This is a genomic window from Gammaproteobacteria bacterium, from assembly GCA_028817255.1.
Lineage (GTDB): Bacteria > Pseudomonadota > Gammaproteobacteria > Porifericomitales > Porifericomitaceae > Porifericomes > Porifericomes azotivorans.
Window position 1 is genome coordinate 1 of the sequence record JAPPQA010000054.1, and the last position, 10,773, is coordinate 10,773.

The 10,773-nt window shown below is 67.9% G+C and carries 12 protein-coding genes; 1 reads left to right on the top strand and 11 read right to left on the bottom strand.

The window, feature by feature from the left end:
• Positions 1 to 97: 97 nt before the first annotated feature.
• The 11 genes from OXU43_02725 to OXU43_02775 form a co-directional block, all read right to left on the bottom strand.
• Complete coding sequence (locus OXU43_02725; protein ID MDD9824074.1) at positions 98 to 1,699, bottom strand: multiheme c-type cytochrome; 1,602 nt, start codon at positions 1,697 to 1,699, stop codon at positions 98 to 100.
• A 254-nt stretch (positions 1,700 to 1,953) separates the two neighbouring features.
• Positions 1,954 to 3,129, bottom strand: a complete 1,176-nt coding sequence (gene hisC, locus OXU43_02730; GenBank protein MDD9824075.1) for a histidinol-phosphate transaminase — start codon at positions 3,127 to 3,129, stop codon at positions 1,954 to 1,956.
• Complete coding sequence (hisD, locus tag OXU43_02735) at positions 3,122 to 4,477, bottom strand: histidinol dehydrogenase (protein MDD9824076.1); 1,356 nt, start codon at positions 4,475 to 4,477, stop codon at positions 3,122 to 3,124. The genes hisC and hisD overlap by 8 nt, the downstream gene beginning before the upstream one ends.
• The gene (gene hisG, locus OXU43_02740) at positions 4,474 to 5,139 is read right to left on the bottom strand and encodes an ATP phosphoribosyltransferase (protein MDD9824077.1); all 666 of its coding nucleotides are present in this window, start codon (positions 5,137 to 5,139) and stop codon (positions 4,474 to 4,476) included. Before hisG ends, hisD begins: the two co-directional genes overlap by 4 nt.
• A 34-nt stretch (positions 5,140 to 5,173) precedes the next feature.
• Positions 5,174 to 6,478, bottom strand: a complete 1,305-nt coding sequence (gene murA, locus OXU43_02745) for a UDP-N-acetylglucosamine 1-carboxyvinyltransferase (protein ID MDD9824078.1) — start codon at positions 6,476 to 6,478, stop codon at positions 5,174 to 5,176.
• Positions 6,479 to 6,533: 55 nt separating this feature from the next.
• Entirely contained in the window at positions 6,534 to 6,794 is a 261-nt protein-coding gene (locus OXU43_02750) for a BolA/IbaG family iron-sulfur metabolism protein (protein ID MDD9824079.1), read from the bottom strand.
• 62 nt (positions 6,795 to 6,856) lie between these two features.
• On the bottom strand, positions 6,857 to 7,159 hold the full coding sequence (locus tag OXU43_02755) for an STAS domain-containing protein (GenBank protein MDD9824080.1): 303 nt from the start codon (positions 7,157 to 7,159) through the stop codon (positions 6,857 to 6,859).
• A complete protein-coding gene (locus tag OXU43_02760) occupies positions 7,156 to 7,773 on the bottom strand; it encodes an ABC transporter substrate-binding protein (GenBank protein MDD9824081.1) in 618 nt (205 codons plus the stop codon). The genes OXU43_02755 and OXU43_02760 overlap by 4 nt, the downstream gene beginning before the upstream one ends.
• A gap of 100 nt (positions 7,774 to 7,873) precedes the next feature.
• Positions 7,874 to 8,362, bottom strand: a complete 489-nt coding sequence (gene mlaD, locus OXU43_02765) for an outer membrane lipid asymmetry maintenance protein MlaD (protein ID MDD9824082.1) — start codon at positions 8,360 to 8,362, stop codon at positions 7,874 to 7,876.
• A gap of 58 nt (positions 8,363 to 8,420) precedes the next feature.
• Positions 8,421 to 9,236, bottom strand: a complete 816-nt coding sequence (gene mlaE, locus OXU43_02770) for a lipid asymmetry maintenance ABC transporter permease subunit MlaE (GenBank protein ID MDD9824083.1) — start codon at positions 9,234 to 9,236, stop codon at positions 8,421 to 8,423.
• On the bottom strand, positions 9,233 to 10,024 hold the full coding sequence (locus tag OXU43_02775) for an ABC transporter ATP-binding protein (protein MDD9824084.1): 792 nt from the start codon (positions 10,022 to 10,024) through the stop codon (positions 9,233 to 9,235). Before OXU43_02775 ends, mlaE begins: the two co-directional genes overlap by 4 nt.
• A 149-nt stretch (positions 10,025 to 10,173) precedes the next feature.
• Here OXU43_02775 and OXU43_02780 point away from each other — a divergent pair, with 149 nt between their 5' ends.
• The gene (locus OXU43_02780) at positions 10,174 to 10,644 is read left to right on the top strand and encodes a DUF4399 domain-containing protein (protein ID MDD9824085.1); all 471 of its coding nucleotides are present in this window, start codon (positions 10,174 to 10,176) and stop codon (positions 10,642 to 10,644) included.
• Positions 10,645 to 10,773: the final 129 nt, after the last annotated feature.

A 10,773-nucleotide genomic window follows, 5' to 3' on the forward strand; every position in this document is an offset into this window, starting at 1 on the left:
CAACGTTCAAGGCAGAGACATCACCGCCGACAAAGACCCGCTCCAGGGAAACGGCAACCGCCCCCTGCCCAAGCGCCTCCCTCCCGGGATGCAGCGGTCACTTCTTCTCGATCTTTGCCAGCCTCTCCTGCAAGGCGTGCATCTCGCGGATCCGGGTATTCTCCTGCTGGATCTCCGTGTAGCGCTCAAGCAACTGAGACCAGCCTTCCGTGTAAGTGAAGCCGCCGGGATTGACGTGGAACAAACCCTTGTAGTGCTTGATCAGATCTTGTTCCCACATCTCCGCGTGGGCGCGATCCACCAGCGAAGGATTGTTGCCCTCCGCCCAGAACAGCGAGAAGAAATCTCCGGGCGCATCCTCCATTGGAGCCGGCGGCGTCGGACGGTTGGTTTTTTGCCCCGTCATGAGACCCTCGTCGTAGAGGGCCTGCACGATCTTCTTGGCTTCCTGCTCCACCGCAAGTCCCTGAATCGTCCCCTTGTCGGCAGTATCCAGCCAAATCCTGGCAAAGCGCGGAGAGTGGCAGGCGCTGCAACTCTGCACCCACGATTCTTTCCTGCTCTCGAACCATTCATGACCGAGATTATCGGCGATCGCCGGCGTGGGGTTGAAGCCCCAGCGCACCTTGCGAACCAGGTTGTGCGAGAATTCGCCGTTGAACTCGAAATGGCAGGTGGCGCAGGTGGGCGCCGTGTAGCCCCCTTTCGCGAGCGCATCCTTCAAGGGCACCTCGAAGTTCCATTCGTCCTTGCCGCTGGTCTGGTAGATCACCCCGTGCTTGGAGTACATGTAATTCTCATATTCGTTGTGATCGACGCCGTTGTGGCAGGTGGCGCAGGCCTCCGGCTTGCGCGCCTCCGCGGCGGAAAACTCATGGCGGGTGTGGCAACCGTCGCACTTGTTCTGCTGGTAATGGCACATGTCGCAACCCTGCGCGACCTCCCGTTGCGGCATGGCGGCCCAGACCGCGGTCTCCACGTTCGCCTTCCAGTCCATCGCATGAGAAGGGTGCCCCTTGGGCCATTGCTCCTGCGGCCACTCCTGCTCTTTCTCCGACTCGGCCTCCGCGAACTGCCGCACGTGACACTCGCCGCAGGCGGCCCGGTCCGGCATCCGCAACTCCACATGGTGTTCTATGGCCTGCTTCCCTACGCCCCCGTGACAGTCAATGCAGCCGACCTCCTTGAGTTGCTCGCCCTTTTTCAGCACGCCGCGAAGCGCCAGGTTTTTCTCGACCTCCTCAAGCTCGGCCTTCTTGTAATAGCGCGGGTCTTCCGGGGACAGTTGGCGCAAAGCATCCAAGTTGGCATGGGTGCTCTTCTTCCACGAATGCACCCACCCTCCGGTAATCGCAGTGTGGCAAGTCACGCAGTCCTCGCGCTTGGTCGTCGCCTTGAGAGTGTCGGGAGGCTGGTAGAAGGTAACCGGATTCCAGTATTGCTGGATGGGAATCGGCTCCCATAGATCGGAATATTTGCCCTTGCCGGGATGATCGGCGTAATACTTCTCTTTGATTTTTTCGTAATCGTAGTCCGCCGCCGCGACCGGCCCCCAGGCCCCCAAAAAGCCGAACAGGACGATCCACGCGCAGGCGGCCCGCACAAGCCTGGCCCGTGGAAAATCGGAATTCCCCGAACCCAGGGCCCGCCGCCCAAAGCAAGAACCCGCATCGAACCGCAATGCAACATCGTCTGCCATTGCCATCCCCTCCTTCACCTTCGCCTTCGCACCACCCCCCGTACCGCGCCATCGGCAACTTGAACTCACGCGATAGCGCCGCACGCCTCCGAAATCTCTCTGGCGGTCTCTGGCGGAAAGCCGCTTATGAAAGTATAGAACCTCCTGCCCCAATTTTCAAATCTTTGTCCGCGCCCGCCAGCCCCACTAGCCGTTACGCAATCGAAGGCAAGCAAAGCGGCTGGCAGGCGATGGGAATCGCTTGCGTCCTTTCGTCATTTCCGCGTGCGCGGGGAAGCGCCGCCGCCATGCGCCCGCAGGGCTTCCCGCAGGCTCTGCAGAAAGAGGCGGTTCTCCGCCGGGGCGCCGACGCTGACGCGCAAGCATTGGCGCAGAGAGGGGTGGCTGCCGTGCAGGTTCTTGACCAGGACGCCGCGGCGGCGCAAGGCCCGGTGCACGGCATCCGCGGGGGCGGCGGCGAGGCGCAGCAGCAGAAAGTTGGCGTGACTGGGCCAGACCTCGACGCCGTCCAGGCGGCGCAAGGCCCGGTACAGTCTCTGCCGGGCGGCGCGGTTCCGCTCCAGCAGGGGCCCGAAATCGGCGCTGAAATCGGCGCCATTGGCGCCCAGCAGGTGGGCCGCGCAGGCCTGATTCAGGGCGCCGACGTTGTACGGCAGGCGCAGCTTTTCCAATTGCTCGAGCCAGTGCGGCGCGCCGATCAGGACGCCTATGCGCAGCGCGGCCAGGCCCATCTTGGACAGGGTGCGCAGGATCAGCAGGTGCTGGTATTCGGATACGGCGCCTAGCATGGTCCTGCGGGAGTAGGGGAAATACGCCTCGTCCGCCACCACGATCCCCGGCGCGGCGCGCACGATTCGGCGCACCGCCTCCTCGTCGAACAAGGTGCCGGTGGGGTTGTTCGGCCAGGCCAGCCAGACGATGGCGGGGCGGTGGCGGACAATGGCGGCGCGCATGGCCTCCGGGTCCAGGGCGAAGTCGCCCGGCCGCAGCGGCACGCCCACGTATTCCATGCCGGCCATCGCGGCGACGCGGCGGTACATGACGAAGGTGGGCTCGGGCGCCAGGACCTTGCGCCCGCGACCGGCCAGGGCCAGCGTGAGGTAGAGGATCAGTTCGTCGGAGCCGTTGCCGGGGAGCAGGGCCAGGGAGTCGGGGATATCCAGGGCGGCGCGCAGGGCCCGGCGCAGGGCGCCGGCATCGGCATCGGGGTAGCGGTGCAGGGGCTGGGCGCGCAGCTGCCGCAGACAGCCGGCGCGCAGGGCGGCCGGCAGGGCGTAGGGGAGTTCCATGGCGTCCAGCTTGGCGGCCGGCTCGCTGGCGGCGGCGGGCAAAGGCGCGGCAGCAGCGTAGGGCTCCATTGCCAGCACGGCCGGGCGCAGCCAGCGCCGCAGCCGCGCTGTCGCCGGCGCGTCCGGCCCGGGCTCAGTCACGCCCGGAAGTCTCCGGGCGCTCCCGACGCGCCCCGGCAACGCGCAACTCGGCGGCGCGGGCATGCGCCGTCAGCCCTTCGCCATGCGCCAGCAGGGCCGCCAGGCCGCCCAGGAAAGCGCCGGAGGCACGGTCGCAACGGATCAGCGAAGAGCGTTTCTGGAAGTCATAGACGCCCAGCGGCGAGGCAAAACGCGCGCTGCCGCCGGTGGGCAGCACGTGGTTGGGCCCGGCGCAGTAGTCCCCCAGGACTTCGGCGCTGTAGTGGCCCAGGAAGATCGCCCCGGCGTTGCGCACGTCTTCGAGCAGGGACTCGGGGTCGGCGACGGCCAGCTGCAGATGCTCCGGGGCGATGCGGTTGGCGACGGCTACGGCCTCGCGCAGATCGCGCGCTTGGATGGTCAGGCCGTGCCGTTGCAGCGCAACGCGGATGATGTCGGCGCGCTCCAGTTCCGGCAGCCGCCGCTGCAGGGCTTGCCGAACGCTTTGCAACTGCGACTCTTCCGGGCTGATCAGGATGGCGCGCGCGTCCTCGTCGTGCTCCGCCTGGGCGCACAGGTCCATTGCCACCCACTCGGGGTCGGCGTCGCCGTCGCAGATCACCAGCACTTCGGAGGGACCGGCCAGCAGGTCTATGCCCACCTCGCCGTACACCAGCTGCTTGGCAGCGGCGACATAGGCATTGCCGGGGCCCACGATCTTGTCCACACGGGGAACGGTGGCCGTGCCGTAAGCCAGGGCCGCCACGGCCTGGGCGCCGCCGACGGCAAAACCGCGGTCCACCCCGGCAATGGCGGCGGCGGCCAGCACCAGGGGGTCGTGGCCGCCTTCCCGGGCGGGCACGACCATAACGACCTGCCCTACCTCGGCCACCCGCGCCGGCAACACGTTCATCAGCACGGAGGAGGGGTAGGCCGCCCTGCCCCCGGGGACATACACGCCCACCCGCTCCAGCGGCGCGACCTTCTCGCCCAGGACGACGCCCTGTTCGTCCCGGTAGCGCCAGGATTCCAGCCGCTGGCGACGGTGGTGGGCGCGGATGCGCTCGGCCGCCTGCTCCAGGGCGGCGCGGGACTCGGACGGGATCTCCTCCAGGGCGGCGCGGAACCGTCGCGGCGGGATCTCCAGGTCCGCCGGCGCGGCGACGGCGTGGCGGTCGAGGCGGCGGGTATGCTCCATGAGGGCGGCGTCGCCGCGCCGGCGCACATCCTCGACGATGGCACGGGCGGTTGCCACGACCTCCGCCGCCGGGCGCGCGGCGGCCAGCAGGCGGCGCAAGCCGGCGTCGAAGTCCGGCGCGCGGGCGTCCAGGTGGCGAATCCGAATATCGTCCCCTGTGCCGTCCTTCATGTCGCCTCCGCGCCTTGCCGCCCGCCGTCCCCGGCCGCCGCCTCGCGCAGGCGGCCGATCAGCCGGGACAGGGCTTCGTGCTTGAAGCGCATGGATGCCTTGTTGACTACCAATCGCGCGCTGATCTCGGCGACGGTGTCCACCGGCACCAGGTCGTTCGCCTTCAAGGTGCGGCCGGTGGCCACCAGGTCCACGATGCAGTCGGCGATGCCCAGCAACGGCGCGAGCTCCAGCGCCCCGCCGAGACGGATCAATTCGACTTGCCGGCCGCCGCCGGCAAAATAGCGCCGCGCCGTGCGCACGTACTTGGTGGCCACCCTGAGGTTTTCCAGGTCGTGGACGGCCTGCCCCCGCGGCGCGGCCAGAACCAGCCGGCAACGGCCGACCCCCAGGTCCAGCGGGTCGAAGAAATCGTTTTGCCGGCGCTCCAGCAAAATATCGCGCCCGACGATGCCCAGGTCGGCGGCGCCATGCTCTATGTACGCGGGGATGTCCATGGAGCGGGCCACGAACAGCCGCAACGCCGGGTCTTCCGTCTCCAGCAACAGGCGGCGCGCGGGATCCGCGTCCGGGCGGGGCCGGATGCCGACCCGCGCCAGCAATGCCAGCGCGCCCTCCAGCAGGCGCCCCTTGGCCAGGGCGATGGTCAGCGGTTCGCTCATGGCGGCGCCAGGCGGCGGCCCGGGGGCACCCGGCTCAGGCGGAGACTTGCCCCGGGGCGGCGACCCTGGCGGAGGAGGAAAGGGGCACGGGCACCCGTCTGATCCGAGCCCCCAACTGGGCCAGTTTCTCCTCGATAGTCTCGTAGCCCCGGTCTATGTGATAGATGCGGTCCACCCGGGTCACGCCCTCGGCCACCAGGCCGGCCAACACCAGGCTGGCCGAGGCGCGCAGATCGGTAGCCATCACCGGGGCGCTGGCCAGCTTTTCGACCCCGACGCTGCAAGCGCGGTTCTGCTCCAGGCGCAGCTCCGCCCCCATGCGGCGCAATTCCTGCACATGCATAAACCGGTTCTCGAACACGGATTCGGTGATCGTGCCGGCGCCTTCCGCCATGCAGTTCATCGCGGTGATCTGCGCCTGCATGTCGGTGGGGAAGCCGGGGAAGGGCGCAGTGCATACGTCCACCGCCTTCGGGCGGCGGCGCATCTCCAGACAAATGGCGTTCTCCTCGCAGTCAATCTCGGCGCCCGCCTGCCGCAGTTTGGGCAGGACGCCCTCCAGCAGGGAGGCGCGCGTATTGCGCAACCGCACCCGCCCGCCGGTCATGATCGCCGCGATCAGATAGGTCCCGGTTTCGATGCGGTCCGGCAACACCTCGTAGTCGGTGCCGGACAGCGCGTCCACCCCCTCGATCCGAATGCAGTCCGTGCCCGCGCCCTCAATCTTGGCGCCCATGCGCTGCAGGCAACGGGCCAGGTCGGCGACCTCGGGTTCGCGGGCGGCGTTCTCGATCACCGTGACGCCTTGCGCCAGGGTGGCGGCCATCATCAGGTTTTCCGTGCCCGTGACCGTGACCATTGCCATGCGCAGGCGGGTGCCGTGCAGACGCTTGGCCCAGGCACGGATGTAGCCGTCCTGTACGCGCACCTTGGCGCCCATCGCCTCCAGGCCGGCAAGGTGCAGGTTGACCGGCCGGGTGCCGATGGCGCAGCCGCCAGGCAGGGAGACGTCCACCTTGCCGTACCGGGACAGCAACGGCCCCAGCACCAAGATGGAGGCGCGCATCGTTCTGACCATGTTGTAAGGGGCGAAGAAGTTCCGCAGCTTGTCGTTGACCACCGCGACCTGCATCCGTTCGTCCAGCGTCAGCGAAGAGCCCATCTGGGCCATCAGATCGATGGTGGTGGTGACGTCTTGCAAATGCGGCACGTTGCTGATCGTCATCGGCTGGTCGGTCAGCAAGGTGGCCGCCAACACCGGCAACACCGAGTTCTTTGCCCCGGAGATGCGGATCTCGCCCTCCAGGGGATAGCCGCCATGGATAATCAGGCAGTCCATGGGGCAATCCATGGGGCAGCGCATGGGGCAGCTTGGGGGCGGCTTGGGAGGCGGTTCACGGGGACAGGTCCCGCCCTTCGCTTTCCCACTCTTCCGGCGTACAGGTCTTGAGGGAGATGGCGTGGATCTCGCCGCTCTGCAATTGCTGGTCCAGGCAGCGGTACACTCGCTGGTGCCGCTGGACGTGGCCCTCGCCCGCAAAGGCGCCGCTCACCACGACAGCGTGAAAATGCAGGCCGTCCTCGCTGCCCACCTCGACCCGGCTGCCGTCGGGCAGCCCCCGGGCGATCAGGGACTTGACTTCAGCGGGGCGCATGGCGGCGCCGCTTGCGGGCGACGGCAACGGGGGCGGCGACCGCGGCCGCGGAGGGAAGACTCTCAGTCACGCAGCAGTTCTCCCACGCCATAAAGGCCGGCGAGACCCCGGAGCTGCTCCGGGACATTGAGGAACCGGGGCGGGTCGCGGCGCAACCGCCGCGCCTGGCGCAGCCAGTCCGTCAACAGCACCAGGCCGGCGCTGTCCATCCGGGTCACGCCGCCTAGATCGACGCTGCGCGGGGGGGAACGGGAGTAGGCGCGGTCCGCCTCTTCCTTCAGGGCCCTGACCGTGTCTATATGCACCTCGCCGGCGAGCCGCCAGGCGCCTTCGGCAGCGCATTCGAGCCGGGGTACGCCGCTCACGAACCCTCTCCCCGGCCTGCCGCGCCCGGGTCTTTGCCCCGGCCCGCTTCAAAGCCGTCGCCGCCGCGGGCGGCCATGCGCGCGATCAGCCCGTCCAGGCCGTCGCGCCGGACGCTCTCGTCAAAGGTGTTGCGGTAGGTGGTCAACAGGCTGATGCCGGCGATCTTGACATCCAGCACTTGCCAGCCGTTCTGCTCGCGCCAGCGCATGCGGTAGGCTATGGGGATATTGTCGCCGCCCGGCTGCACGACCTCCGTATTGACGATCGCCTGGCCCGGGCGGCGGCCCGGCTTGTGGGACACGATGCGCAGTTCCCGCTCCTTGTAGCCCCGCAGGGAGTGGCCGTAGGTGCGCACCAGAAGTTTTTGGAACAGTTCCGCAAAGCGGGCGCGCTGGTCTTCGTCGGCCTCCTTCCAATGCCGTCCCAGCACCCACCGCGACATGGCCCTGAAGTCGAAGCGGGGAAGGATCAGCTCGCTGATAATGCCGTAGATCTGCCCGGGGTCGCGCTCGATCACGTCGTCTTCCGCGCGCAGGCGGCGCAATACCTCGTCCGCCGTCTCCCGGACCACCGCCTCGGCCTCGCTGGCGACAGGTTCCGCAACCGCCGCCATGGGGAAAAGCGCCGGCAAAGATGCCGGCAATGCCAGCAGCAGCGCCAGCGGCCATCGCGGCCATCGCCGTAGGACGAACCGGGCGCGGCCCGCGGCGGCCCTACTCGTCGCCCGCCGCCCTGCTGTAGAGAAACTTGCTGACCACATCTTCCAGTACCACGGCATCGGAGGTGATTATAATCTCGTCCCCTTCCTGCAAAAAGTCGTCTTCGCCACCCGGTTTCAGAGAGACGTATTGCTCGCCCAGCAGACCGGAGGTGTAGATCTGGGCGGCGGTGTCCAGGGGCAGCTGGTCGTAGCCGGGGGCAATGCTCATAAGCACCAGGGCGGAGAAATCGTTCTGATCCAACTCGATCTTCCGCACGCTGCCCACGGTCACCCCGGCCATCTTCACCGGGGCCTTGGGCCGGAGTTGGCCGACGTTGGAGAACCGGGCCGTGACCTGGAACCCTTCCGCCGACACCGTCTCGCCGATACCGCTGACCTGCGCCGCAAGCAATACCAATGCGGCCAGCCCCAAGGCGATAAACAAACCCACCAGTACTTCTATGGTCGCCTGCCACATCTTCCCGTCATCCGCCTCCGTCATCCATTGCCGTATATTGCCGTATATCGCGCCGCCGCCGCGCCGGTAACCGCCACGCCCGCTAGTCGAACATCAGCGCCGTGAGCACGAAGTCCAAGCCCAGGACGGCGAGGCTGGAGTTGACCACCGTCCGGGTCGTGGCGCGGCCAATTCCCTCCGAGGTCGGCACGGCGTCGTAGCCCTCGAACACCGCGATCCAGGTTACCACGAAACCGAAGATCACGCTCTTGATTATCCCGTTCAGTATATCGTCGAACCACTCGACCGCCGCCTGCATCTGCGACCAGTACGCGCCGTCCTCCACGCCCAGCAGACCGACGCCGACAAAGTGCCCGCCGTAAATGCCCACCAGGCTGAAGACGGCGGCCAACAGCGGCATGCACAGACAACCGGCCAGAAAGCGGGGGGCGGCCACCCGCCGCACGGGGTCCACCGCCATCATTTCCATGGCGGCGAGTTGCTCGGTGGCTTTCATCAGCCCGATCTCGGCCGTCAGGGCCGAGCCCGCCCGCCCGGCGAATAACAACCCCGTCACCACCGGCCCCAGTTCCCGCACCAGAGACAGGGCCACCATCACCCCCAGCGATTCCTCCGCGCCAAAATCAACCAGGGTGTTGTAGCCCTGCAAACCCAGAACCATGCCGACGAAAAAACCGGAGACCGTAATAATGATCAGCGACAACACGCCGACGGCGTAGATCCGACGCACCAGCTCGCCGCCGCGCGCCAGGGCGCCGGGCGAGGCGCGCAGGAGTCGCACCAGAAACAGATGGGCGCGGCCCAGGCGGCGGAAACCCTCCAGCCCCCGGCGGCCCAGCGCCCGCAGGGCGGCGACCGGCGGGACGGTGCGCCGCTGCGCCTCCGGCAGCGCGCTCACGCCTCCTCCAGCAGCGCGCTGGTCAAGGCCGGCGCCGGGTAGTGGAAAGAGACCGGCCCGTCCGGCAGGGCCTCCATGAACTGCCGCACCCAGGGAGAGGCGCGCTGCCGCAGTTCGTCCGGGGCGCCGCTGCCCACCAGCCGCCCCTCTCCGGAGAGAACATAGACGTAATCGGCGATGGAGCAGGTCTCGGCGACATCGTGGGAAACGACGACGCTGGTCACGCCCAGGCACTCGTTCATGCGCCGGATCAGGCGCATCAGCACGCCCATGGTGATCGGGTCCTGGCCGGCGAAGGGCTCGTCGTACATGATCAGCATCGGGTCCAGGGCCACCGCCCGCGCCAGGGCGACGCGCCGGGCCATGCCGCCGGAGAGTTGGGCCGGCATCAGAGACGCCGCGCCGCGCAGACCCACCGCCTCGAGTTTCAGCAACACCAAGTCGCGAATCATCGGCTCCGGGAGGTCCGTGTTCTCGCGCAACGGGAAGGCCACGTTGTCGTACACGTCGAAGTCCGTCAGCAGCGCGCCGCTCTGGAACAACACCCCCATGCGCCGGCGCAGCCGCATCAAGGCGGCCCGGTCCAGGCGGGCGATCTCGTGCCCGTCCACCCGCACGCTACCGGAGAGCGGGCGCAGCTGGCCGCCGATCAGACGCAGCAGGGTCGTCTTGCCGCAGCCGCTCGGCCCCATCACGGCGGTGACGGCGCCGCGCCGGATGTCCGCGTCCACCCCGTCCAGAATAAGCCGGGAACCCCTGCGAAAGCGCAGGTCCCGGATGGAGATCAAAGGCGCCGCGCCGCCGTCTCCCCCGCCATTCGTAGAACGGCTCGCGGCGGAAACCGCCGCCGAATCCGTGGCAGAAGCAATGGAAGATTCAGATGCCAAGCGTTTTATTATACACTTCGCGGCAACGGTCTCCCAGGGAGGAAATCCGAATGCGGCACAGAAATGCGGCAACGGCCCCAGTATTGGCGCCGGCATTGGCGCTGGCCTCGATGTTGGCGCTGGCGCCCGCCGCCGGCTGGGCGCAGACCCCCGCCCCGGCGAATGCGCGGAGCCTCGCCCCGGAGAATACGGTGCTGTACTTTATCACTCCCGCCAACGGCGAGACGGCGGCCAGTCCGGTCGCCGTGCGCTTCGGGCTGCGAAATATGGGGGTCGCGCCGGCAGGGGTCATGCGGGAGGGAACCGGGCACCACCACCTGCTGGTGAACACCACGCCGCCGCCGCTGGACCGGCCCATCCCCAACGACGAACACCACCTGCACTTCGGCAAAGGTCAGACCGAGACGATGCTGGAGCTGCCCCCCGGCAGGCACACGCTACAGCTCCTGCTGGGCGACCACAACCACGTGCCGCACATCCCGCCACTGCTGTCCAAGCGCATCTCCATCACCGTCCGCTGAGGTCGTTCATTCTTCCCATCACTCCCCTGGAGGGGGAGTCGCAGCGCTGCGCCGCATTGAGCGCGCACAGGTTAACTTCCCATCACTCCCCCCTTGAGGGGGAGTCGCAGCAGCCAAGCCGCCAGGCGC

What these genes read in the sequence shown, in the direction of transcription:
- OXU43_02725 (MDD9824074.1), bottom strand. Translation starts at nt 1,699, where the DNA reads ATGGCAGACGATGTTGCATTGCGGTTCGATGCGGGTTCTTGCTTTGGG.
- hisD (MDD9824076.1), bottom strand. Translation starts at nt 4,477, where the DNA reads ATGAAGGACGGCACAGGGGACGATATTCGGATTCGCCACCTGGACGCC.
- hisG (MDD9824077.1), bottom strand. Translation starts at nt 5,139, where the DNA reads ATGAGCGAACCGCTGACCATCGCCCTGGCCAAGGGGCGCCTGCTGGAG.
- murA (MDD9824078.1), bottom strand. Translation starts at nt 6,478, where the DNA reads ATGGACTGCCTGATTATCCATGGCGGCTATCCCCTGGAGGGCGAGATC.
- OXU43_02750 (MDD9824079.1), bottom strand. Translation starts at nt 6,794, where the DNA reads ATGCGCCCCGCTGAAGTCAAGTCCCTGATCGCCCGGGGGCTGCCCGAC.
- OXU43_02760 (MDD9824081.1), bottom strand. Translation starts at nt 7,773, where the DNA reads ATGGCGGCGGTTGCGGAACCTGTCGCCAGCGAGGCCGAGGCGGTGGTC.
- mlaD (MDD9824082.1), bottom strand. Translation starts at nt 8,362, where the DNA reads ATGACGGAGGCGGATGACGGGAAGATGTGGCAGGCGACCATAGAAGTA.
- OXU43_02780 (MDD9824085.1), top strand. Translation starts at nt 10,174, where the DNA reads ATGCGGCACAGAAATGCGGCAACGGCCCCAGTATTGGCGCCGGCATTG.